The 23,254-nt window shown below is 58.6% G+C and carries 19 protein-coding genes, 4 tRNA genes and 1 riboswitch; of the genes, 2 read left to right on the forward strand and 21 right to left on the reverse strand.

Annotated features, from left to right (window positions below; all coding sequences use genetic code 11):
• Nucleotides 1-34: 34 nt before the first annotated feature.
• From mgtE to alaS, 8 genes are all read right to left on the reverse strand, one after another.
• Nucleotides 35-1,477 (reverse strand): magnesium transporter, encoded by a 1,443-nt coding sequence (mgtE, locus tag E1573_RS25695; protein ID WP_133217348.1) that lies wholly within the window; start codon nt 1,475-1,477, stop codon nt 35-37.
• A 332-nt stretch (nt 1,478-1,809) separates the two neighbouring features.
• Nucleotides 1,810-1,886 (reverse strand) — tRNA-Arg (locus E1573_RS25700).
• A 77-nt stretch (nt 1,887-1,963) separates the two neighbouring features.
• A tRNA-Arg gene (locus tag E1573_RS25705) sits at nt 1,964-2,040 on the reverse strand.
• 77 nt (nt 2,041-2,117) lie between these two features.
• A tRNA-Arg gene (locus tag E1573_RS25710) sits at nt 2,118-2,194 on the reverse strand.
• A gap of 108 nt (nt 2,195-2,302) precedes the next feature.
• Nucleotides 2,303-2,393: transfer RNA gene (locus E1573_RS25715), tRNA-Ser, on the reverse strand.
• 72 nt (nt 2,394-2,465) lie between these two features.
• The gene (csrA, locus tag E1573_RS25720; RefSeq protein ID WP_133217349.1) at nt 2,466-2,654 is read right to left on the reverse strand and encodes a carbon storage regulator CsrA; all 189 of its coding nucleotides are present in this window, start codon (nt 2,652-2,654) and stop codon (nt 2,466-2,468) included.
• Between the two features lie 183 nt (nt 2,655-2,837).
• Entirely contained in the window at nt 2,838-4,073 is a 1,236-nt protein-coding gene (locus E1573_RS25725; RefSeq protein ID WP_133217350.1) for an aspartate kinase, read from the reverse strand.
• Nucleotides 4,074-4,161: 88 nt separating this feature from the next.
• On the reverse strand, nt 4,162-6,780 hold the full coding sequence (gene alaS, locus E1573_RS25730; protein WP_133217351.1) for an alanine--tRNA ligase: 2,619 nt from the start codon (nt 6,778-6,780) through the stop codon (nt 4,162-4,164).
• A 293-nt stretch (nt 6,781-7,073) separates the two neighbouring features.
• Nucleotides 7,074-7,226: riboswitch (FMN riboswitch) on the forward strand.
• 93 nt (nt 7,227-7,319) lie between these two features.
• Here alaS and E1573_RS25735 point away from each other — a divergent pair.
• Complete coding sequence (locus E1573_RS25735; protein ID WP_133217352.1) at nt 7,320-7,826, forward strand: 6,7-dimethyl-8-ribityllumazine synthase; 507 nt, start codon at nt 7,320-7,322, stop codon at nt 7,824-7,826.
• An 87-nt stretch (nt 7,827-7,913) separates the two neighbouring features.
• Here E1573_RS25735 and astE read toward each other — a convergent pair whose 3' ends face one another.
• The 13 genes from astE to acs form a co-directional block, all read right to left on the reverse strand.
• Entirely contained in the window at nt 7,914-8,921 is a 1,008-nt protein-coding gene (astE, locus tag E1573_RS25740; protein WP_133217353.1) for a succinylglutamate desuccinylase, read from the reverse strand.
• 10 nt (nt 8,922-8,931) lie between these two features.
• Complete coding sequence (locus E1573_RS25745; RefSeq protein WP_010226660.1) at nt 8,932-9,222, reverse strand: topoisomerase II; 291 nt, start codon at nt 9,220-9,222, stop codon at nt 8,932-8,934.
• A 14-nt stretch (nt 9,223-9,236) separates the two neighbouring features.
• The gene (astB, locus tag E1573_RS25750) at nt 9,237-10,586 is read right to left on the reverse strand and encodes an N-succinylarginine dihydrolase (protein ID WP_133217354.1); all 1,350 of its coding nucleotides are present in this window, start codon (nt 10,584-10,586) and stop codon (nt 9,237-9,239) included.
• A 24-nt stretch (nt 10,587-10,610) separates the two neighbouring features.
• Nucleotides 10,611-12,074, reverse strand: a complete 1,464-nt coding sequence (astD, locus tag E1573_RS25755) for a succinylglutamate-semialdehyde dehydrogenase (protein ID WP_133217355.1) — start codon at nt 12,072-12,074, stop codon at nt 10,611-10,613.
• Nucleotides 12,074-13,099 carry an arginine N-succinyltransferase gene (gene astA, locus E1573_RS25760; protein ID WP_133217356.1) on the reverse strand — a complete coding sequence of 342 codons (1,026 nt, stop codon included), beginning with the start codon at nt 13,097-13,099 and terminating at the stop codon, nt 12,074-12,076. The genes astD and astA overlap by 1 nt, the downstream gene beginning before the upstream one ends.
• A 74-nt stretch (nt 13,100-13,173) precedes the next feature.
• On the reverse strand, nt 13,174-14,193 hold the full coding sequence (gene aruF, locus E1573_RS25765; protein ID WP_133217357.1) for an arginine/ornithine succinyltransferase subunit alpha: 1,020 nt from the start codon (nt 14,191-14,193) through the stop codon (nt 13,174-13,176).
• Nucleotides 14,194-14,326: 133 nt separating this feature from the next.
• A complete protein-coding gene (locus E1573_RS25770) occupies nt 14,327-15,547 on the reverse strand; it encodes an aspartate aminotransferase family protein (RefSeq protein ID WP_133217358.1) in 1,221 nt (406 codons plus the stop codon).
• 290 nt (nt 15,548-15,837) lie between these two features.
• On the reverse strand, nt 15,838-16,818 hold the full coding sequence (gene argR, locus E1573_RS25775; RefSeq protein WP_133217359.1) for a transcriptional regulator ArgR: 981 nt from the start codon (nt 16,816-16,818) through the stop codon (nt 15,838-15,840).
• Nucleotides 16,819-16,916: 98 nt separating this feature from the next.
• Nucleotides 16,917-17,681, reverse strand: a complete 765-nt coding sequence (locus tag E1573_RS25780) for an ABC transporter ATP-binding protein (RefSeq protein ID WP_133217360.1) — start codon at nt 17,679-17,681, stop codon at nt 16,917-16,919.
• 66 nt (nt 17,682-17,747) lie between these two features.
• Nucleotides 17,748-18,446, reverse strand: coding sequence for an ABC transporter permease (locus E1573_RS25785; RefSeq protein ID WP_133217361.1), 699 nt, complete (start codon nt 18,444-18,446; stop codon nt 17,748-17,750).
• Nucleotides 18,443-19,132, reverse strand: a complete 690-nt coding sequence (locus E1573_RS25790; protein WP_133217362.1) for an ABC transporter permease — start codon at nt 19,130-19,132, stop codon at nt 18,443-18,445. The genes E1573_RS25785 and E1573_RS25790 overlap by 4 nt, the downstream gene beginning before the upstream one ends.
• Nucleotides 19,133-19,222: 90 nt before the next feature.
• On the reverse strand, nt 19,223-20,008 hold the full coding sequence (locus E1573_RS25795) for an ABC transporter substrate-binding protein (protein WP_133217363.1): 786 nt from the start codon (nt 20,006-20,008) through the stop codon (nt 19,223-19,225).
• Between the two features lie 536 nt (nt 20,009-20,544).
• A complete protein-coding gene (gene acs, locus E1573_RS25800; RefSeq protein WP_133217364.1) occupies nt 20,545-22,506 on the reverse strand; it encodes an acetate--CoA ligase in 1,962 nt (653 codons plus the stop codon).
• 403 nt (nt 22,507-22,909) lie between these two features.
• On the opposite strand from acs, the gene E1573_RS25805 reads away from it, so the two are divergent.
• On the forward strand, nt 22,910-23,170 hold the full coding sequence (locus E1573_RS25805) for a DUF2790 domain-containing protein (RefSeq protein ID WP_133217365.1): 261 nt from the start codon (nt 22,910-22,912) through the stop codon (nt 23,168-23,170).
• The last annotated feature ends 84 nt before the right edge of the window (nt 23,171-23,254 follow it).

Below are 23,254 nucleotides of genomic sequence, written 5' to 3' on the forward strand. Positions count from 1 at the left end.
TTCGCTGGCTTTTTTTGCGTTTGGACCCTGGCACTTACAACAGGAAGATGGTCGCCAGGCCCAGGAAGATGAAAAACCCGCCACTGTCGGTCATGGCGGTGATCATCACGCTGGCACCCATGGCCGGATCACGCCCCAGGCGCGCCAAGGTCATGGGAATCAATACCCCCATCAACGCTGCGAGCAACAGGTTAAGGGTCATTGCTGCGGTCATCACCACACCCAGCGACCAACTGCCATACAGCAGATACGCCACCGCACCGATTACACCACCCCACACCAGGCCGTTGATCAAGGCGACTGCTAGCTCCTTGCGCATCAGCCGTGAGGTATTACCAGGGCTGACCTGATCGAGCGCCATGGCACGAACGATCATGGTGATGGTCTGGTTACCGGAGTTGCCCCCAATACCCGCCACGATAGGCATCAGCGCCGCCAGCGCTACCAACTTCTCGATCGAGCCCTCGAACAGGCCGATCACCCGGGACGCCACGAAGGCGGTAATCAGGTTGATTGCCAGCCACGCCCAACGGTTGCGCAACGAACGCCAGACCGAAGCAAAGATGTCTTCCTCTTCGCGCAGACCGGCCATGTTCAGCACTTCGGTCTCGCTTTCTTCACGAATCAGGTCGACCATCTCGTCGATGGTCAAACGACCGATCAAGCGATCGTTCTTGTCGATCACTGGCGCCGAAACCAAGTCATAACGCTCAAAGGCCTGAGCAGCGTCGTAAGCGTCTTCTTCCGGGTGGAACACTACCGGGTCATCAGCCATGACTTCAGCGACTTTCTTCTCCGGGTCATTGACCAGCAGGCGCTTGATCGGCAATACGCCCTTGAGAATGCCGTCGTAATCGACTACGAACAGCTTGTCGGTATGGCCTGGTAGCTCTTTGAGACGACGCAGGTAGCGCAGAACCACTTCCAGGCTGACGTCTTCACGGATGGTCACCATCTCGAAGTCCATCAGCGCACCGACTTGCTCCTCGTCATAGCTCAGTGCGGAGCGAACACGCTCACGCTGCTGGGCATCGAGGGTTTCCATCAACTCATGGACAACGTCACGCGGCAACTCAGGTGCCAGGTCGGCCAGCTCGTCAGCGTCCATCTCCTTGGCGGCGGCAAGCAGCTCGTGATCGTCCATGTCGGCGATCAAGGTTTCCCGAACTGAGTCGGATACTTCCAGGAGGATGTCGCCGTCGCGCTCGGCCTTGACCAACTGCCAGACGGTCAGACGATCATCCAGCGGCAAGGCCTCGAGAATGTAGGCAACGTCGGCAGAGTGCAGATCATCAAGCTTGCGCTGCAGCTCGACGAGGTTCTGGCGGTGAACGAGGTTTTCAACCAGGTCGTGGTGGTGACCTTCCTGGCGGTGGGTCAGGTCTTCGACCACACGCTGACGCTGCAGCAGCTCGACCACCTGAGCCAGGCGATCCTGCAAGCTCTCTTGCGTCTTTTTTGCTTCGATTTCAGTCATAGGCGAACTCCACTCCCAGCAGCGGAGCACGCCGGGAGAATCAATCAGTCAGATCTTGATTGGCAAAACTTGCTATTGAGTAACTACTGGGTAAGTCCATGGTGGTATTCCACAAGCCCCGGCGGGGCTGACGGGCGCAATCATACACCGCTTGAGCTGTCAGGGTGCTGAAAAAATCGTGGTTAGAACAATCGTTTGCGCGACATTGTTATGACAACCTCTGCCGCTATCAGTGCGACGGTTACCACGGTAAAAAAAACACATGTCAGTAAGAAAAAGATAGAACGCCGGAAAGCAAAAAGCCCGCCTTAATAGGCGGGCTTTCTGTTGTATGGTGCACTCAGGAGGATTCGAACCTCCGACCGCTCGGTTCGTAGCCGAGTACTCTATCCAGCTGAGCTATGAGTGCAGGGTTGGCGCTTGATGGACCAGGTCACCTCTGGTTGAAGCTGAAGCAACTTTCATTAAGAAAACTGCTTCGTCGTATGGTGCACTCAGGAGGATTCGAACCTCCGACCGCTCGGTTCGTAGCCGAGTACTCTATCCAGCTGAGCTATGAGTGCAGGGTTGGCGCTTGATGGACCAGATCACCTCTGGTTGAAGCTGAAGCAACTTTCTTTAAGAAAACCGCCTCGTCGTATGGTGCACTCAGGAGGATTCGAACCTCCGACCGCTCGGTTCGTAGCCGAGTACTCTATCCAGCTGAGCTATGAGTGCATTTGTTGCCGCGCATTATAGACCGCTAAATCTTTTTGCCAACCACTTTTTCGTTTAATTTCAACGACTTACGCGATTCAGGCAGATTACAGCGTCCTACATGAATAATGGCGGAGAAGGGGGGATTCGAACCCCCGATACCCTTGTGAGGTATACTCCCTTAGCAGGGGAGCGCCTTCGGCCACTCGGCCACCTCTCCGCAACACGGGGCGTATAATAACCAGAGCTTTCCCCGTTTGCAAACTCTTTTTTGAAAAAAAATCGATAAAAATTAATGGCTTGGTTCTTCGTCCTTCTCTTTCTGGATTCGACGGTAGATTTCCTCACGGTGAACGGCCACTTCTTTAGGGGCATTTACGCCGATTCGCACCTGGTTTCCTTTGACGCCGAGCACAGTCACAGTGATTTCGCCGTCGCCAATAATCAGGCTCTCGGTGCTCCGGCGAGTCAGAATCAACATATCTTTCTCCTCACGAAATTCAGTTCAGGGATAACAGTCTGCAAAAATAAGGGCTTGAGCCTTTAGCCCATGACGGCTATCGACCTATGCCTAAGTATTGACTAGCGCGGGCAAAACGACAGCTTTCTCACACCAGCCAGAAACGCGAAGGGCGCGGCTTAGCCGCGCCCTTGAGGCAACGCCTTACTCGCCTTGACGGGCAGGGGCGTCCAGTTCGAACGCAGTGTGCAGGGCGCGCACCGCAAGCTCCAGGTACTTCTCTTCGATCACCACCGAAACCTTGATTTCGGAGGTAGAGATCATCTGGATGTTGATGCTTTCTTTAGCCAGTGCTTCGAACATGCGGCTGGCAACACCAGCGTGCGAACGCATGCCGACGCCAACGATCGAGACCTTGGCGATGTTGGTGTCACCAACCACTTCGCGAGCATTGAGCTCTTCAGCGGTTTTGCCCAGGACCTTGTGGGCCTTGTCGTAGTCGTTGCGATGCACGGTGAAGGTGAAGTCGGTGGTGTTATCGTGCGAAACGTTCTGCACGATCATATCGACTTCAATGTTCGCGGCGCTGATCGGGCCGAGGATCTTGAAGGCAACGCCCGGAGTATCCGGTACGCCACGAATGGTCAGCTTGGCTTCATCGCGATTGAAGGCGATGCCGGAAATGATCGGCTGTTCCATGGATTCCTCTTCATCAATAGTAATGAGGGTACCCGGACCCTCCTGGAAGCTGTGCAGCACGCGCAGCGGAACGTTGTACTTGCCGGCGAACTCGACGGCACGGATCTGCAATACCTTGGAACCGAGGCTGGCCATTTCCAGCATCTCTTCGAAGGTGATCTTGTCCAGGCGCTGTGCCTGCGATACCACGCGCGGATCGGTGGTATAGACCCCATCGACGTCGGTGTATATCTGGCATTCGTCAGCCTTCAATGCGGCCGCCAGGGCAACACCGGTGGTGTCGGAACCACCACGACCAAGCGTGGTGATGTTGCCGTGCTCGTCAACACCCTGGAAGCCAGCTACTACAACCACACGCCCGGCCTTGATATCAGCACGGATCTTCTGATCGTCGATCTGCAGAATACGCGCCTTGTTGTGCGCGCTATCTGTGAGGATACGAACCTGGTTACCGGTGTAGGACACCGCAGGAATGCCGCGCTTCATCAGCGCCATGGCCAGCAAGGCAATGGTTACCTGCTCACCAGTGGACACGATCACATCCAGCTCACGCGGAACTGGCTGATCGCTGATCTGCTTGGCCAGATCGATCAGGCGATTGGTTTCGCCACTCATCGCCGACAGCACAACCACCAGGTCATCGCCGGCCTCGCGGAATTTCTTGACCTTGTCGGCAACCTGTTCGATTCGCTCGACCGTGCCGACTGAAGTGCCGCCAAATTTCTGTACGATCAACGCCATTTCAAAGCCGCCTCAGCCCATGAAGGGCACCCAATAAACATTCAAACGACACCATGGCCCGCCACTAGACGACGGGCCAAATGGCGCCTTAAACGCCCTGCTCCACGAATGGCACGGTCAGGGCCAGTGCGTTGTCCAGCGCAGCGGTGTCAACGCCACCACCTTGCGCCATGTCTGGACGACCACCACCTTTACCACCCACTGCGGCAGCGGCTTGCTTCATCAAATCACCGGCTTTGAGTTGGCCAGTCAGGTCTTTGGTCACACCGGCAACCAGCACGACCTTTTCCTCATGGACACTGCCGAGCAGGATCACTGCGCGGCCGAGTTTGTTCTTCAGTTGATCGACCAGCGCCAGCAGCGCCTTGCCATCCTGGCCGTCCAGGCGTGCAGCCAGGACCTTGACGCCTTTGACGTCAACCGCCGCGTTGGACAGGTCGTCACCGGCGGCACTGGCAGCCTTGGCCTGCAATTGCTCCAGCTGTTTTTCCAGCTGACGGTTGCGCTCCAGCACGGCCGACAGTTTGTCGATCAGGTTGTCGCGACTGCCCTTGACCAGCTGCGCCGCCTCTTTAAGTTGCTCTTCGGCAGCGTTGAGGTAAGCCAGTGCTGCTTCACCAGTGACCGCTTCGATACGGCGCACGCCGGAAGCCACACCACCCTCGCTGATGATCTTGAGCAGGCCGATATCACCGGTACGCTTGGCGTGGATACCACCGCACAGCTCGACGGAGAAGTCACCGCCCATGCTCAGCACGCGCACGCTGTCGCCGTATTTCTCGCCGAACAGCGCCATCGCGCCCTTCTGCTTGGCGGTGTCGATATCGGTCTCTTCGGTTTGCACCTCGGAGTTCTTGCGCACTTCGCGGTTGACGATGTCTTCCAGAGCCTTGAGCTGCTCCGGCTTGACCGCTTCGAAGTGACTGAAGTCGAAACGCAGACGCTGGCTATCGACCAGCGAGCCTTTCTGTTGTACGTGATCGCCCAGCACCTGACGCAACGCAGCGTGCAGCAGGTGAGTGGCGGAGTGGTTCAGCGACGTGGCGTGCTGGACATCAGCATCGACCTTGGCATTCACCTTGGAACCGACCACCAGGGTGCCACTGGCGACCACGCCGTGGTGCAGGAATGCGCCACCGGTTTTAGTGGTGTCACGCACGTCGAAACGCACGTTGCCAGCCTGCAGGTAACCAGTGTCACCCACCTGGCCACCGGATTCGGCGTAGAACGGTGTGCGATCAAGGATCACAACGCCCTGCTCGCCTTCAGCCAGCTGCTCGACGACTTTGCCGTCTTTGTACAGCGCAACGATGCTCGCTTCGCCTTCGGTGCTGGTGTAACCGGTGAACTCGGTGGCCACATCGACCTTGACCAGGGTGTTGTAGTCCAGGCCGAAAGCGCTGGCGGAACGGGCGCGCTCACGCTGCGCTTCCATTTCACGCTCGAAGCCTGCTTCGTCGATGGTCAACTCACGTTCACGGGCGATGTCGGCAGTCAGGTCCATCGGGAAGCCGTAGGTGTCGTACAACTTGAACACCACGTCACCCGGCACCACGGTGCCCTTGAGCTCGGCCAGGTCTTGCTCGAGGATCTTCAGGCCCTGCTCCAGGGTCTTGGCGAACTGCTCTTCTTCGGCCTTGAGCACGCGCTCGATGTTGGCCTGCTGTTGGGTCAGTTCCGGGAAGGCTTCGCCCATCTCGGCGACCAGCGCCGCGACGATCTTGTAGAAGAAACTGCCGGTAGCGCCCAGCTTGTTGCCGTGACGGCAGGCACGACGAATGATGCGGCGCAGTACATAACCGCGGCCTTCGTTGGACGGCAGCACGCCGTCGGCAATCAGGAAGCCACAGGAACGGATGTGGTCAGACACCACTTTGAGCGAGGACTGCTCTTCGTTCTTGCAGCCGATAGCGGCGGCAGAAGCGTCGAGCAGGCTGCGGAACAGATCGATCTCGTAGTTCGAGTGCACGTGCTGCATGACCGCACTGATGCGCTCCAGGCCCATACCGGTATCGACCGACGGCGCTGGCAGCGGGTGCAGCACACCATCAGCGGTGCGGTTGAACTGCATGAATACGTTGTTCCAGATCTCGATGTAACGGTCACCGTCTTCTTCCGGCGAGCCGGGCGGGCCGCCCCAGATGTCCGGGCCGTGGTCGTAGAAGATCTCGGTGCAAGGACCGCACGGACCGGTATCACCCATGGTCCAGAAGTTGTCGGAAGCGTAAGGCGCGCCCTTGTTGTCGCCGATACGCACCATACGCTCGGCCGGAACGCCGATTTCCTGGGTCCAGATGTCGTAAGCCTCGTCATCGCTGGCATAGACAGTAACCCAGAGCTTTTCTTCTGGCAGGTTCAGCACCTTGGTCAGGAAGGTCCAGGCGTAGGTGATGGCGTCTTTCTTGAAGTAGTCACCGAAGCTGAAGTTGCCCAGCATTTCGAAGAACGTGTGGTGGCGGGCGGTGTAGCCGACGTTTTCCAGGTCGCTGTTCTTGCCACCGGCGCGCACACACTTCTGGCTGCTGGTCGCACGGGTGTAGGCGCGCTTTTCCTGGCCAAGGAAGCAATCTTTGAACTGGTTCATCCCCGCGTTAGTGAACAGCAGGGTCGGGTCGTTGCCCGGAATCAAGGAGCTGGAGGCAACTCGGGTGTGTCCCTGCTCTTCGAAGAAGCGAAGGAAGGCTTCACGGATTTCTGCGCTTTTCATAGGTTCTTCCACGGAAACGGCGGCCTGAAGGCAAATGCTGCGTCAAATTGACGAAACGACGGCAAAGGGCCGCATTATATCGGGCCTTAGGCTTGGATGCAGTGTGTTTATGCTATAGAAACCGTCAATTGGACGGTCTTCGACATTTGGCCGATGCACTATTACTGAGGTTCCAGCGTCAAATTGGCAAGGCCTCCCGGATGAAATGCCATTCATCCGCAAAAAAATCGTTAGCAGCCTATACGTTTGTTCCACATATGTGCTAATAATTCTCCGCCGCCGACCTACGGTGGCAACGTTCTCAGGGCGGGGTGCAATTCCCCACCGGCGGTAATTGCGCACAGTGCGCATAGCCCGCGAGCGCTTGCAAGCCTGCCTTGCAAGGTCAGCAGACCCGGTGTGATTCCGGGGCCGACGGTCATAGTCCGGATAAAGAGAGAACGGGATAGGCACGCCTGTGCCTGTCGTTGCGCACCTGCGCAGCGAAATCCCTTTCGATCCAGATGCCCTGTTTCTCATACAAACAGGAGTCCGTTTCAATGCAACCTACCGCTATCGATAGCAAAAACCCTTCCCACGAGCGCATCGCTTTTATCCAGGCCTGCTGGCACAAGGATATTGTCGATCAAGCACGCAAAGCCTTCGTCGAGGAAATGGAAGTGTTGGGCTATCAGGCCAGCGATATCGACTTCTTTGAAGTCGGTGGCGCCTTCGAAATCCCTTTGCACGCCAAGCTGCTGGCTCGCAGCGGTCGCTATGCCGGCATTGTTGCCGCAGGCCTGGTGGTCGATGGCGGCCTGTACCGCCATGAGTTTGTTGCCCAGTCAGTGATCAGCGGCCTGATGCAGGTGCAACTGGAAACCGAAGTGCCGGTGTTCTCGGCGGTGCTGACCCCGCACCATTTCCACGCCGGTGATGAACATCAGAACTTCTACTTTGAGCACTTCCTGGTCAAAGGTGCCGAGGCTGCGAAAACCTGTGCCGATACCCTGCAGAAACTGCGCGCCCTGCGTCGCAACGAGCTGCCGCAGAAGCGCGTAGGCTAAGGCTTGCTGTGGGAACGGGCTTGCCCCGCGATACGGTGTAACTGACAGATCGCGATCGCGGGGCAAGCCCGCTCCCACAGAATTGATTCAGGCCAGTTGGTCTGGTGTGGTTGGTACGACCAGAATACCCGCGCGCAAGCCGTTCTTGACCTTAGGGTTTGGGAAAATGATGCGCGCGCCCTCTTCCTCGACAATCCAGCGCGTGCTGCTCAGGTCTTCGGCGAGCAGATAGCCCTTGGACAACTCGGAAAAGTTCTCGATGTCCGCCGGCAAGTGCAGGTGGAAGCTGTCACTGTGCTTGATGATCTCGCGGGCGACGCTAAACAGCTGCAAGCCATCCAGCGCCTCGGGTTCGTCAGGCTCGGCACCTTCGATGATTTGTGTCAGACGCTCTTTCAGGCGATCAAGGTTTACCTGCGCGTTCTGCCCGAAAGGCCGCGCCTTACCCAGTTCCAGGGTAAAGGCTTCAGCTTCCAGCTGTTCATAGGTGAATGCGGTGAAGGTCACCGAGGGTTTGCTCTGCAACAGTACCGCTTCCATTCCTGCTGCGCGCAGGCGCGCTAGTTCACGGCGCGAATGCTGGCGGCCTTCCTTGAACGGATACAAAGCGAACTGCTCGATCTTCGAACCACGAATGGCGGTATGCAGGTCATAGTGCAACCGGGTACGCCCGGCAACACTGAAAAAGGTGGTGGCCAAACGCTCCAGCTCACAAGCGCGCAACGCTTCCGAGCCACTGGACAGCTCATGCCGACCGTTGAACAGGCGGTTGACGTCCTGCTCGACGTAACGCTCTCCCTTGCGGATGGCCTCGGGATTGCCAAACAGAAACAGGATCCGCGCCCGCGGTTTAATTTCCCGGTTGGCAATGCCATGCAGCAACTCATCGAGCAGCTCGATGGGCGCGGTTTCATTGCCGTGAATACCCGCCGACAGCAGCAGGTCCATGCCATTGTCGCGCGCTTCAGGAGGACGCACTTCAAGTGCGCCCTCACCCAGCCAGCGCATGCGCACGCCTTCGACAGTCAACTGGGTCTTCTCTGCCGGTTCACGACCGGCCAGGGTCAGTTCGAGCAGTTTGCCGAGGGCGAGCATAGGCTATTCCTTAGTGATGGTGGCCGCAGTCAGGACCATGGACGTGATCGTCATCGTCGCCGGCATCGGCCGGTTCCATTTCCAGCTGCAGGCTGACCAGGTTAGTGGCCAGCGGGCGCAGCAAGAGGTTGGCGTATTCGGTGTCGTCTTCTTCGACGTCGACGCCGATCAACAGCTGACCACGGCCATCCTGCTGAATCCATACCTCCTTGCCTTGCCAGACCACCGCAAAGCGGGTGCAGGAAGTTTCCAGCTGGGTACCATCGTCATCTTCAAGGATCAGCTGCAGGGCGTCGGACATAGTCGAATTCTCTCTCAAGGTTGGAGTTGGAACGGATAGACCGAACCCAGTTTGAGGATCTGGGTCAGTTCATCCAGTGCCGTGCGACACTCCAGCAACAATTGCGGATCCGCCAGGTCGGATTCGCTCAGGCGGTCGCGGTAGTGCTTGTCGACCCACTGGGTCAGGGTGTCGTACAGCGACGCCGTCATGATAACCCCTGGATTGACCGCTGCCAGTTCAGTTTCATTGAGTGCGACGCGCAACCGCAGGCACGCCGGGCCACCACCGTTCTGCATGCTCTGCTTGAGGTCGAAGACTTTAACCTCAGCGACCGGGCCGCCCGAAGCGGTCAAGGTCGACAGATAGGCCCAGACCCGCTCGTTGTTGCGGCACTCTTCCGGCACGATCAGCAGCATCGAACTATCGGCACGGGACAACAGTTGGCTGTTGAACAGGTAAGAACGCACCGCATCCTCTACCGTGACAGCCGAGCGCGGCACACAGATCGCCTTGAAGTTGCCGCCCCGTTTAGCCAGTTTAGCTTGCAGTTGGCCAAGCATCGCCTCGGTCTCAAGGAAGGCATCTTCGTGGTAGAACAGCACTTCGCCATTGCCCACTGCGATCACATCGTTGTGAAACACTCCTTGGTCAATTACCGCAGGGTTCTGCTGAGCATAGACCACGCCCTCTTCGCTCAGGCCATGCAAGCGAGCGACGGCTTGGGAAGCCTCAAGGGTCTGGCGCGCCGGGTACTTCTGCGGCGCCGGATAACGGGTGTCGAAGGCACTGCGGCCATAGACGAAGAACTCTACCCCCGCCTCGCCGTAACTACGGCAGAAACGTGTGTGGTTGGCCGCACCTTCATCACCGAACTGCGCCACCGCAGGCAACGCCGCGTGATGGGCAAAGTGCTTGTTGTCAGCGAACATCGCGCCCAGCACGCGGCTGGTGGTGGGATGCTCGATGCTGCGGTGATACTTGCAATTGAGGTTGGCAGCGGTGAAATGCACACGGCCGTCGGCGGTATCGGCACTTGGGCTGACCGTCGCGGCGTTGGCCACCCACATGCTCGACGCCGAGCAACTGGCGACCAGCAACGGCATGGCTTCTTTGGCCGCGCGCTGAATCACCTCGGCATCGCTGCCGGAGAAGCCCAGGCGGCGCAACGCGCCTACATCCGGGCGCTCCTGCGGCGCCAGCACGCCTTGCTGAAAGCCCATTTCCATCAACGCTTTCATCTTCGCCAGGCCCTGACGCGCAGCTTCGCGCGGGTTGGACCCCTGCTGGCTGTTGCTTTGCGACGCAACGTTGCCGTAGGACAGCCCGCCGTAGTTATGCGTCGGTCCCACCAGACCATCAAAATTCACTTCAAACGATTTCATCGGCAAGGCTCCGTGGACCTTTTGTTATAGGGCGACGCCTGGCGTCAGCGTGGCAGGCAGGGTCAGGCTGGCGGTCTCCAGCGAGGCTACCGGGTAAGCGCAATAGTCGGCCGCGTAATAGGCGCTGGCACGGTGGTTGCCGCTGGCACCCACACCGCCAAAGGGCGCACTGCTGGCAGCGCCGGTCAGCTGTTTGTTCCAGTTGACGATGCCGGCACGGCTTTGCAGCCAGAAGTACTGGTAGCGAGCATGCGAGTCCGACAACAGGCCGGCAGCCAGGCCGTACTGGGTATTGTTGGCTTCGGCGATGGCCGCATCGAAATCGCTGTAACGAATGACCTGCAGCAGTGGGCCAAAGAACTCTTCGTCCGGGCGATCGGCTACTGCCGTTACATCAACGATACCTGGCGTCAGCAATGCTGCAGTGGCTTGCGGCTGGGTCATTGCCAGCAACGACACGCCGCCGTTGGCCAGCAACTGCGCCTGCGCATCCAGCAGGGCCTTGGCCGCTGCCAACGAAATCACCGAACCCATGAAGGGTGCAGGCTGTTGATTGAAGGCGCCCACAGAAATGTTATTGCACACCTCTACCAGGCGCTTGAGCAGCGCATCGCCCCAGGCACCTTGCGGCACCAACAGACGACGGGCACAGGTACAACGCTGCCCGGCGGAAATGAAAGCCGACTGAATGATGGTGTAGACCGCGGCATCCAAATCTTTGACTTCATCAACCACCAGCGGGTTGTTGCCGCCCATTTCCAGCGCCAGGATCTTGTCCGGACGGCCGGCAAACTGTTGATGCAACAAGTTGCCGGTACGGCTGGAGCCGGTGAAGAACAAACCGTCGATACCCGGGTTGGCGGCCAGCGCCACACCGGTTTCCCGTGCCCCCTGAACCAGGTTCAGTACGCCCGCTGGCAGGCCAGCCTCAATCCAGCACTTGACGGTCAGCTCGGCGACTTTCGGGGTCAGCTCGCTCGGCTTGAACACTACCGTGTTACCGGCCAGCAGGGCCGGAACGATGTGGCCGTTTGGCAGGTGCCCCGGGAAGTTGTAAGGGCCAAATACGGCTACCACGCCATGCGGTTTGTGCCGCAGCACTGCAGTGGCATCGGCCAGCGGGCCGCTTTTCTCACCGGTGCGCTCACGGTAGCTCTGCACCGAGATGGCTACCTTGTTGACCATGCTGGTTACTTCGGTAGCGGCTTCCCACAGCGGCTTACCGGTCTCTTCACCGATGCAATGAGCCAAGGCATCAGCGTTGGCCTTGAGCGCTGCCGCAAAGGCTTCAAGCACACTGATGCGCGCCTCCAGCGATTGCAGGGCCCAACCAGCAAAGGCCTGACGCGCTGCCTGAACGGCGGTGTCGACTTGAGCGGCATTAGCACCCTGGCCTTCCCAGATGACGTTCTGGCTGACCGGATCCAGCGACTGCAGCGCTTCGCCCTGCCCTGCCTGCCAATTGCCGGCGATATAGTGAGTCGTCATTACTTGGCCTCCCGGGCGGCAGACAGCGGCACAGCACGCACCTGATCACCAGCACTGAGGCGCAGGCGTTTTGCGGTCAACGGATCAACCACCAGGGTACCGGCCGCCAGACGCGCTGGTGCTGCAGTAATGCGGCACTCTTCGCGCTTACGGTTATGAATGATGAACGGCGTGGCATCGTCACCAGGCGTGCCGACCGCCAGCACCAGCGCCTGGCTGTCGTGCACCGCACGAATCTTGCTGGTTTCGCACTCTACCGCTGGGCCTGCGTCGAAAATGTCGACATAGCCCTGATAGCTGAAGCCTTCGCTTTTGAGCATCGCCAAGGCTGGCTCGGTGTCGGTATGCACACGACCGATCACGCCGCGCGCGGCTTCGGAAAGGAAGCAGGTGTAAAGCGGAAACTTGGGCATCAGCTCAGCGATGAACGCCTTGTTACCAACACCAGTCAGGTAATCCGCCTGGCTGAATTCCATCTTGAAGAAATGTCGCCCCAGGCTTTCCCAGAACGGCGAGCGTCCTTGCTCATCCGACATGCCCCGCATTTCGGCGATGATCTTGTTGCCGAACAGCTCGGCAAACTCGGCGATGAACAACAGGCGTGCCTTGGCCAGCAGGCGACCATTGAGCCCGGTGCGGTAGTCGCTACGCAGGAACAACGAGCACAGTTCGGAGTTGCCGGTCAGGTCGTTGGCCAGAAACAGCGTGGGGATCTCGCGATAGATGTTCAACTCTTGAGAGGCACTGACCGTCAGGCCCACCCGGTAGTTGTACCAAGGCTCACGCAAGCCGACGGCACCGGCGATGGCAGAAATACCGACCACCACACCTTCGTCGTTTTCCAGCACGAACAAGTAGTCTGCGTCACCGCGCTCAGCTTCGCCACGGAACGTCTTCTCAGCCCAGCCGACCCGGTGCGACAGGCGCTCCTCGTTGGCCGGCAAGGTGGTCAGGCCGGTGCCGGTGCTGCGCGCCAACTCGATCAGCGCAGGTAAATCGCTGCTGCGTACGGGACGAACGATCATGCTATCTCCTCGGGCGGCGGCCTTTGGCCTGCCGCAAAACTCGACCTGGGTGCTCGGTTATCGAACCGCAGGGATCAAACCGCTACCAGACGCACACTGGCGCCTTCACCGACGCCAAGGGCTTCGGCTGCTTCAAGACTCAGGGTTACCGGCTTACCCGGCACCCAGTCCAGCTCCAGCAGTACCGCGCGGTAGTCCTGCAACTGGCCATTGCAAACCAGGTAAGGCCGCCCGCCCTTGACCACCGTGCTGTCGAGCTTGACCGGCACCACGCGGCTCTGGGCAATGGAGCGGATACTCGACACCCGTGCATGCAAGGTCGGGCCACCGTCGAAAATATCGATGTAATGATCAGTCTCGAAGCCTTCGCGCATCAGGATGTCGAAGGTGATCTGCGCGCGCGGGTGAACCTGGCCCATGGCCTCTTGTGCGGCATCCGGCAGCAATGGCACGTAGATCGGGTAATGCGGCATCAACTCGGCCAGGAAGGTCCGGCTCTTCAGGCCACACAGGCGCTCGGCCTCGGCATAGTTGAGGTCGAAGAAGTTGCGCCCGATAGCATCCCAAAACGGCGAGTCGCCGCTTTCATCGCTGTAACCGACGATTTCGGTGACCACCGAATCGGCGAAACGCTCAGGGTGCGCCGCCATAAACAGCAAGCGACCACGGGAGTTAAGCTCCGACCAACCAGTGCCAACCAGCTCTGGCAGCACGTAGAAACTGGTCAGCAAGCTGTTGCCGGTCAGGTCATGGCACTGCGAGAGCACATGGATCTTGTTGTGGATCTTCAGCTCGCGTGAAGCATGCACAAAGGTTTCGTTACGAAAGCTGTAGAACGGCTCGGAATAACCGGCCGAGGCAACGATGGCCGAACAGCCGACCAACTTGCCGGTGTCGCTGTCTTCAAGGACGAAGAAATAGCTTTCTTCACCATTGAAACTGACCTCGGCCGCAAACGACGTCTCCGAGGCGGCGATCTTGTCGCTCAGACGACCGGCATCATCCGGCAAGGACGTGACACCGATGGGGCTGTCCGCTGCCAGACGCTGTACTTCGCCCAGATCAGCCATTTGCGCGGGGCGCATCACCAGCATGGTGTCACTCCTTTCGGGAAAACAGGCCAGCCACTGCTGGCACAGAAAAAAACAGCAAGCGCCCGCTGGGCACGTGCTCTGAAATTCGGATTCACCGGCCCCGCAGGGCCGATGAAAGGACCACAGGCGCCAATCAGGCCTGGGTCAGTGTTGCGGCAGCACGCTCGAAGCGATCCAGGCCTTCGTCGATGTCGGCATCTTCGACCACCAGGCTCGGAGCGAAACGCACCACGTCCGGGCCGGCCTGCAGGACCATCAAGCCTTCTTTCTCGGCGGCGTTGAACACGTCTTTGGCCTTGCCTTTCCAGGCATCGCTCAGCACGCAACCAATCAGCAAGCCAATACCACGCACCTGGGTGAACAAGCCGTATTTCTCGCCGATCTGTTCCAGGCGGGCTTTGAACTTCTGGTGCTTGGCCTTGACGCCCTCCAGCACCTCAGGGGTGTTGACCACATCCATGACCGCATTGGCCACGGCGCACGCCAGCGGGTTACCGCCGTAGGTGGTGCCGTGGGTGCCAACGGTCAGGTGCTTGGCCAGGGCTTCGGTGGTCAGCATCGCGCCAATCGGGAAGCCGCCGCCCAGGCTCTTGGCGCTGGAGAGGATGTCTGGGGTCACGCCGTAATGCATGTAGGCGAACAGCTCGCCGGTACGGCCTACGCCGGTTTGCACTTCGTCAAAAATCAGCAGCGCGTTGTGCTTGTCGCACAGTTCACGAGCGCCTTGCAGGTAAGCGACATCGGCCGGAACCACACCGCTCTCGCCCTGAATCGGCTCGATCACCACGGCGCAGGTCTTGTCGGAAATCTGCGCCTTCAGCGCTTCCAGATCGTTGTACGGCACATGGCTGATACCGGTGATCTTCGGGCCGAAACCATCGGAATACTTCGGCTGGCCGCCGACGCTCACGGTGAACAGGGTACGACCGTGGAAGCTGTTAACGGTGGCGATGATCTCGTGCTTTTCAGGGCCGAAACGGTCATGGGCAACACGACGGGCCAGCTTGAAAGCAGCTTCGTTCGCTTCAGCGCCGGAGTTACAGAAAAATGCACGCTCAGCGAAGGTCGCATCGACCAGCTTGTGGGCCAGGCGCAGGGCCGGCTCGTTGGTGAACACGTTCGACACGTGCCACAGCTTATTGGCCTGCTCGGTCAGTGCGCCGACCAGCGCCGGGTGTGCATGACCCAATACGTTCACGGCAATCCCGCCCGCGAAGTCGATCAGCTCGCGGCCCGACTGATCCCAGACTCGGGAGCCCGCACCACGAACGGGGATAAAAGCCGCCGGTGCGTAATTGGGAACCATTACCTGGTCGAAATCGGCGCGTTGCACCGGAGCTTGCTCAACGGACATCGGAGTCTCCTGAAGAGGAACGCCTGCCTGGAACTGGCGAGCGATGGGGGGATTGTAAGGACAGATCGGCGCCTGACATTGTCGCCAAGCGACAACTTGTTATAGCGCCCAACCCTGTTTTACCAAGGCTTTCGGCAATGCGACAAATAGGGTCGCAAAGGCGCAGTTTAAACGGTGCGGGAGACGAGCACAGAACTATCTGTAGGAGCGGGCTTGCCCCACGATCGGGATCTATCTATTACACCGGTATCGCGGGGCAAGCCCGCTCCTACAGAAGTGCCGCCAACTGATTAACCGCGCTCGGCAGGCACCGATGACAATTCGAAGGGGCTGCTGCTTCGTCGCTGATTACGATCTTCCCGTGGCGTTGCGCCAAAGAAGTTGCGATAGGCACTGGAGAAATGCGGGCCCGACGAGAAGCCGCAGGACAAACCGATCTGAATGATCGACTTGCTGGTTTGCATCAGCATCTGCCGCGCTTTGTTCAAGCGCAGCTCAAGGTAATACTGGCTTGGCACGCGATTGAGGTACTGCTTGAAGATCCGCTCCAACTGACGCCGCGAAACGCACACATGCTGGGCAATTTCATCGGTGGTCAACGGCTCTTCAATGTTGGCCTCCATCAACAGTACAGCCTGGGTCAGTTTCGGGTGGCTAGAGCCCAGACGATTCTGCAGCGGAATGCGCTGACGCTCGCCGCCTTCACGAATACGCTCGACCACCAACTCTTCCGACACCGCCCCGGCCAGCTCCGCACCATGATCGCGGGCCAATACCGCCAGCAACAAATCGATCACCGACATGCCACCGCAAGCGGTCAGGCGATCACGATCCCAGTCAAACAGATGACTGGTGGCAATTACCTTGGGGAAACGCTCGGCAAAGTCATCCTGCCAGCGCCAGTGCACCGCTGCGCGATAACCGTCGAGCAAGCCCAGCTGAGCCAGCGGATAGACACCTGCCGACAGGCCGCCGACCACACAACCGGCACGCGCCAATTGCTTGAGCGCACTGGCCAGCCCTGGCGCCACGGCCTGCGGCGGTTCATCAGCGAGCAAAAGCAGCTTCTGGCAACCCTCCAGGCGCCCGGCCCATGGCTCACCCGGCAGGCGCCAGGCACCCTCGAGCGGAGGCTCGGCCTGCAGGAACGACAACTCGTAGACCACGTCCGGGTGCACGCGCTGGGCTACCCGCAGGACCTCTTCGGCCAGCGCCAGGGTCAGCGCTTTGGTACTAGGCCAGATGAGAAAACCGATGCGTTGGGTGGTCATGGGGTGCGGTCCGGAACCTGAGAGAAGTCAAGAAGACAAAGCCTGGTCATGCTGCGAATGATTCGCAGCATGACCCATTTTGGTGCAAAACAGCAATCTTACTTCAGGCTGCCCGACAGGAACTGCTGCAGACGCTCGGATTGCGGATTGACCAGCACCTCACGCGGATTGCCGCTCTCTTCCACCAGACCTTTGTGCAGGAACACCAACTGGTTCGACACCTCACGGGCAAAGCCCATCTCGTGGGTCACCACCACCATGGTCCGACCTTCCTGAGCCAGCGACTGCATGACCTTGAGCACGTCGCCCACCAGTTCGGGGTCCAGCGCTGAAGTTGGCTCGTCGAACAGCATGACTTCCGGCTCCATGGCCAGTGCGCGGGCAATCGCCACACGCTGCTGCTCACCACCGGACATGTGTCCAGGATAGGCATCTTTACGATGCGCAACACCAACCTTGGCCAGGTAATGCTCGGCTTTTTCCAGCGCATCCTTCTTCGACATGCCCAGCACGTGAACCGGTGCTTCGATGATGTTTTCCAGCGCCGTCATGTGCGACCACAGGTTGAAGTGCTGGAATACCATCGACAGGCGCGAGCGCATGCGCTGCAACTGCTTGGGATCGGCAGCCTTGAGCGCGCCATCCTTGTTTGCCACCAGCTTGAGTTCTTCATTGTTGAGCAGAATCTTGCCAGCATGCGGCTGCTCAAGCAGGTTGATGCAGCGCAGGAAAGTACTCTTGCCCGAACCGCTGGAGCCGATGATGCTGATCACGTCGCCCGCTTTCGCCGCCAGGGACACGCCCTTGAGCACTTCGTGGCTGCCATAGCGTTTATGCAGGTCTTGGACTTGAAGTTTGTACATGCTGTCGGTTCTCACAAAGCTGTCAGTCTTGAGCTCACGCCCAGGGCAAAAAAGTTACCGCAGGCCTCAGGCCTTGCGCGGCGCCATGTAGCCGAGCCAGCGACGCTCGGCCAACTTGAACAGGCGCACCAGAATGAACGTCAGGCACAGGTAGAACACGCCGGCGGTGATGTAGGCTTCGAACGGCAGGTAGTACTGGGCGTTGACCGTACGTGCCGCACCAGTGATGTCGATCAAGGTAACGATCGACGCCAGACTGGTGGTCTGCAGCATCATGATCACTTCGTTGCTGTACTGCGGCAGCGCGCGGCGCAGCGCCGATGGCAACAGAATGCGACGGTACATCTTGACCCGCGACATACCCACCGCCTTGGCCGCCTCGATCTCGCCATGCGGAGTGGCCTTGAGGCTACCGGCGATGATTTCTGCAGTGTAGGCACTGGTGTTGATGGCAAAGGCCAGGCACGCACAGAAGGTTGCACTCGACAACCATGGCCACAGGAAGCTATCCCGCACCGCCTCGAACTGTGCCAGGCCGTAGTAGATCAGGAACAGCTGCACCAACATCGGTGTACCGCGGATCACATAGGTGTAGAGCCAGGCGATCAGGTTGACCAGTGGCTGCTTCGACACTCGCATCAACCCCAGCGGAATGGCCGTCAGCAATCCGAAGAACAGCGACAGCGCCAGCAACTTGAGCGTGGTCAGCAAACCGCTCAGGTACAGCGGCATTGCCTCCCAGACGACGTTGTAGTCAAAAATCATAGTTCAGCCGCCCTTACGCCAACCGAGTAGCGCTTCTCAAGGTAACGCAGGGCCAGCAGCGAGACACTGGTAATGACCAGGTACAGGGCCGCGACCGCCAGGAAGAAGGTGAAAGGCTCACGGGTGGCATCTGCCGCCTGCTTGGCCTTGAACATCATGTCCTGCAGGCCGACCACCGAAATCAGTGCCGTAGCCTTGGTCAGGACCAGCCAGTTGTTGGTGAAGCCTGGAATCGCCAGGCGAATCATTTGCGGCACCATGACCCGGAAGAACACCTGCAGGTTGCTCATGCCGTAGGCCACACCGGCTTCGGCCTGCCCCTTGGGAATGGCCATGAACGCGCCACGGAAGGTTTCCGAAAGGTAGGCACCAAAAATGAAGCCCAGGGTACCGATCCCCGCCATCAGCGGATTGAGATCGATGTAATCGTCGTAACCGAGCAGCGGTGCCACACGATTGAGCAAGTCTTGACCGCCGTAGAAAATCAGCAGGATCAACACCAGATCGGGAATTCCGCGGATTACCGTGGAGTACAGATCGCCCAGCCAGGCCAGCCAGCGCACTGGCGACAGGCGCAAGGCCACACCGATAAGGCCGAGTACAATGGCCAGGGCCATGGACGACAAGGCAAGCTGCAGCGTAAGCCACACGCCGTCGAGGATAACTGCCCCGTAGCCTTTCAACATGATGAGGTCCTCGACCTTAGGGATGAAAAAATGGTGCAAACCTCAGAGTCTCTGCTGCTTGCACCATTACACAGGTGAAACGTCGACGATTTACTTGGCTTCAGGGCCGTAGATGTCGAAGTTGAAGTACTTGTCCTGAATCTGCTTGTACTTGCCATTGGCGCGGATGGCCGCGATGGCAGCATTCAGACGATCCAGGTTGGCTTTGTCGCCCTTGCGCACGGCAATACCGACGCCGTCACCGAAGTACTTCACGTCGGTGAACGAAGGGCCAACGAAGGCAAAGCCTTTGCCGGCGTCTGTCTTGAGGAAGCCATCTTCAAGCAGCGTAGCATCGGCCACGGTGCCATCCAGGCGGCCGGCTGCGACGTCCAGGTAGATCTCGTTCTGGGTGCCGTAAGGAACGATGGTGGCGCCTTGAGGAGCCAGCACTTCCTTGGCAAAGCGGTCGTGGATCGAACCGCGCTGCACGCCGATTTTCTTGCCACTGAGTTCAGCCAGGCTGTCGCTGACAGTAGTACCTTCCTTCATCACCAGACGCGCTGGGGTCAGGTAGTACTTGCCGGTGAAGTCCACCGACTTCTTGCGATCTTCAGTGATCGACATGGACGACAGGATGGCGTCGATCTTGCGAACTTTCAGTGCCGGGATCAGGCCGTCGAACTCTTGCTCAACCCAGGTACATTTGACTTTCATCTCTTCACACAGGGCGTTGCCGATGTCGTAGTCGAAGCCGACGATACTGCCGTCTGGCGCTTTCGAGGCGAACGGTGGGTAGGCGGCCTCGATACCGATTTTCAGCGGTTTCTCATCAGCCAGCGATGCCAGGGAAAACACGGACAGCGCCAGTGCGCCAAGCAGTGCGAGTTTCTTCATCTGGAACTCCATCGTTAAAGGGCAATACCAGGCAATGGGTATCAATTGCCTGACATGCGAATGGGTACAACGCGAACTGCGTAGCGTAGTCGAAAGCTCTGACAACACGACGAGTGAGTGATCGGCATTTTAGCGACAGCTCCGAAGCCGATATTTCTTCAATGCGACAACTAGTTACAGAAGCGCAGGAACGCGGGGGCGGGGATATTGACAGATTTCACGGAATATGCAAAAGCAAAAAGACAAATAACCAATAACTGAAGCAATAAGCGGGCCTATTATTGGCAAAGCCTTCTAATCCGGCAAGCGTAGCGTTTCAGCAGATTTAAAATGGGCGAGCGCACGCACCACTTGCGGGCGAAACGTTTCCCAGGGCCCCGTTGCAGGGCATCGTCGGTGACAATTAGGGTTACCGATGATTGTCGAAGTAACAGAAAGCACAAAGCCCCGCCAGGCGGGGCTTGTCAATTGAACCTGATCGCGGGGCAAGCCCGCTCCTACAGACTGTGGGAGCGGGCTTGCCCCGCGACGCTTGCTTAGGCCGAAGCCAAGTTCATCGACTTGTGCGTATCAATCAAATGCTGCACCACACTCGGATCAGCCAGGGTCGAAATATCACCCAGCGCATCGTACTCAGCGGTGGCAATCTTGCGCAGGATGCGGCGCATGATCTTGCCCGAGCGCGTCTTCGGCAGGCCTGGCGCCCACTGAATGACGTCCGGCGAGGCAATCGGGCCAATTTCCTTGCGCACCCAATTCTTCAGCTCCAGGCGCAGCGCTTCGCTCGGCTCTTCGCCACCGTTGAGGGTGACGTACACATAGATGCCCTGCCCCTTGATGTCGTGCGGCACACCAACCACTGCAGCTTCGGCCACCTTCGGATGGGCAACCATGGCGCTTTCAATTTCAGCGGTCCCCATACGGTGCCCGGAAACGTTGAGCACGTCATCCACGCGACCGGTGATCCAGTAGTAGCCGTCTTCGTCGCGACGCGCACCGTCACCAGTGAAGTACATGCCACGGAAGGTCTTGAAGTAGGTGTCGACGAAACGGTCGTGGTCGCCATACAGCGAACGCGACTGGCCCGGCCAGGAATCCAGAATCACCAGGTTACCTTCGGCAGCGCCATCGATCAGGTTCCCCAGGTTGTCGACCAACGCAGGCACTACGCCAAAGAACGGGCGGGTCGCCGAACCTGGCTTCAGCGCGGTAGCACCTGGCAGCGGGCTGATCAGCACGCCACCGGTTTCAGTCTGCCACCAGGTATCGACGATCGGGCAGCGCTCTTTACCGACAGTCTGGTAGTACCAGTTCCAGGCTTCCGGGTTGATCGGCTCACCCACCGAACCCAACAGACGCAGGCTGGAGCCATCAGCACCGGCCACCGCCGCTTGACCTTCAGCCATCATCGCGCGGATCGCCGTTGGTGCGGTGTAGAGAATATTGACCTTATGCTTGTCGATGATCTTCGACACACGAGTGATGTCCGGATAGTTCGGCACACCCTCGAACAGCACCGTAGTCGCGCCATTGGCCAGCGGGCCATAGACAATGTAGCTGTGACCGGTGACCCAGCCGACGTCAGCGGTGCACCAGTAGACTTCACCCGGACGGTAATCGAATACACGCTCATGGGTCAGCGCGGCATACACCAGGTAGCCACCCGTGGTGTGCAACACGCCCTTGGGCTTGCCGGTAGAACCCGAGGTGTAGAGGATGAACAGTGCTTCTTCGGCGCCCATTTCTTTCGGTGCGCAATGGCTGGAGGCGACCTTCATCAGGTCTTCGTACCAGATATCGCGATGCTGGTGCCAGGCAATGTCGCCACCGGTGCGCTTGCACACGATGATCTTTTGCACGCTGGCGGTTTCCGGGTTGGTCAGGGCCAGGTCGACATTGGCCTTGAGCGGCGTACGGCGGCCTCCACGCAGACCTTCATCAGCGGTGATTACCACTTTCGACTTACAGTCGATGATGCGTCCGGCCAGTGCTTCAGGGGAGAAACCACCGAATACCACCGAGTGAATCGCACCGATACGAGCACAGGCCAGCATGGCCACGACCGCTTCGGGAATCATCGGCATATAAATGGTGACCACATCACCACGGTGTACATCCTGACCACGCAGGGCGTTGGCAAACTTGCACACCTGTTCGTGCAATTCGCGGTAGGTAATGTTGCGGTGTTCGGAAGGGTCATCACCTTCCCAGATAATTGCAACCTGATCACCACGCTCGGCCAAGTGGCGATCCAGGCAGTTGTAGGAGACGTTCAGAGTGCCGTCGGCAAACCACTTGATATCGACATGGTGGTCGTCGAAGGAGGTTTGCTTGACCTTGGTAAAAGGCTTGATCCAGTCAAGGCGCTGAGCCTGCTCACGCCAGAAGCCGTCCGGGTTGATCACCGACTGCTGGTACATGGCCTTGTAGGTCGCCTCATCAGTCAGCGTGGTGGCCGCAACCTCGGGACGAACGGGATACAGGGGAGCCGCACTCATCTTTATCTACCTCGGTGTAATAGTTGTTTTTGTATGACCTCGTTGTAACTGTACCAGACCTCGTCGACCATTCGACGTTGGTAGTAACACCAGACTCATTTGCGCCTGCGCAATTGACCGCAGGCTCAAGACCGGGCATCAGCACCAAAAAATATATTTCCCTATTGTCAAGAAAGCGATTGTTACAGTTTTTGCTAAAAGTGTTTATCAAAACGTCATCTGTTTAAGACACACGCCCCTCTCTAAAATCCACTTCGCCAGCAACGGCATCGCGATTAACTAGTTATACAGCCCCCACGAAGGCCGTTAATCCCGAGATTCCCCTGATAGTTGAACTTTAGTAGTACACGCGGCGCCACAAGTGCCGCGCACCCCCTTACGACCTTAGACAGGTAAAATGAAAATGAAAGCTTTACTGGCATTGGCACTTGGCAGTGTTTGCAGCGTGGCGTTGGCCGACGAAGTTGCAAATGGCGACGCCGAGCAGATTCCGGTTGAACAGTACAGTTACTCGCAACATCTGGACATCGCCAAAGTCATCTCCATGAGCGAAGTCCCGAACGTCTGCGAAGTGGTGCCTGCGCGCATGACCTATGAAGACTCGCAGGGCCAACGGCATATTCTTGAGTACCGTGTGATGGGCAACGGTTGCTCCAACGGATAATCAAACGATTACCGCTCGCCGCGCCTCGATCGCTCTGACCGAGGCGCGCGGTTCAAATAATCAGAATCCCCTCGTTATCCGCAA

Origin of the sequence: Pseudomonas sp. H9, assembly GCF_004353925.1 — a bacterium.
GTDB lineage: Bacteria > Pseudomonadota > Gammaproteobacteria > Pseudomonadales > Pseudomonadaceae > Aquipseudomonas.

Coding starts and splice junctions, on each gene's coding strand:
- aruF (WP_133217357.1), bottom strand. CDS start 14,193: ATGCTGGTGATGCGCCCCGCGCAAATGGCTGATCTGGGCGAAGTACAG.
- E1573_RS25805 (WP_133217365.1), top strand. CDS start 22,910: ATGAAAGCTTTACTGGCATTGGCACTTGGCAGTGTTTGCAGCGTGGCG.
- E1573_RS25745 (WP_010226660.1), bottom strand. CDS start 9,222: ATGTCCGACGCCCTGCAGCTGATCCTTGAAGATGACGATGGTACCCAG.
- E1573_RS25790 (WP_133217362.1), bottom strand. CDS start 19,132: ATGTTGAAAGGCTACGGGGCAGTTATCCTCGACGGCGTGTGGCTTACG.
- mgtE (WP_133217348.1), bottom strand. CDS start 1,477: ATGACTGAAATCGAAGCAAAAAAGACGCAAGAGAGCTTGCAGGATCGC.
- E1573_RS25795 (WP_133217363.1), bottom strand. CDS start 20,008: ATGAAGAAACTCGCACTGCTTGGCGCACTGGCGCTGTCCGTGTTTTCC.
- astA (WP_133217356.1), bottom strand. CDS start 13,099: ATGATCGTTCGTCCCGTACGCAGCAGCGATTTACCTGCGCTGATCGAG.
- E1573_RS25785 (WP_133217361.1), bottom strand. CDS start 18,446: ATGATTTTTGACTACAACGTCGTCTGGGAGGCAATGCCGCTGTACCTG.
- alaS (WP_133217351.1), bottom strand. CDS start 6,780: ATGAAAAGCGCAGAAATCCGTGAAGCCTTCCTTCGCTTCTTCGAAGAG.
- E1573_RS25770 (WP_133217358.1), bottom strand. CDS start 15,547: ATGTCCGTTGAGCAAGCTCCGGTGCAACGCGCCGATTTCGACCAGGTA.
- astB (WP_133217354.1), bottom strand. CDS start 10,586: ATGAAATCGTTTGAAGTGAATTTTGATGGTCTGGTGGGACCGACGCAT.
- argR (WP_133217359.1), bottom strand. CDS start 16,818: ATGACCACCCAACGCATCGGTTTTCTCATCTGGCCTAGTACCAAAGCG.
- acs (WP_133217364.1), bottom strand. CDS start 22,506: ATGAGTGCGGCTCCCCTGTATCCCGTTCGTCCCGAGGTTGCGGCCACC.
- astE (WP_133217353.1), bottom strand. CDS start 8,921: ATGCTCGCCCTCGGCAAACTGCTCGAACTGACCCTGGCCGGTCGTGAA.
- E1573_RS25735 (WP_133217352.1), top strand. CDS start 7,320: ATGCAACCTACCGCTATCGATAGCAAAAACCCTTCCCACGAGCGCATC.
- astD (WP_133217355.1), bottom strand. CDS start 12,074: ATGACGACTCACTATATCGCCGGCAATTGGCAGGCAGGGCAGGGCGAA.
- E1573_RS25780 (WP_133217360.1), bottom strand. CDS start 17,681: ATGTACAAACTTCAAGTCCAAGACCTGCATAAACGCTATGGCAGCCAC.
- csrA (WP_133217349.1), bottom strand. CDS start 2,654: ATGTTGATTCTGACTCGCCGGAGCACCGAGAGCCTGATTATTGGCGAC.
- E1573_RS25725 (WP_133217350.1), bottom strand. CDS start 4,073: ATGGCGTTGATCGTACAGAAATTTGGCGGCACTTCAGTCGGCACGGTC.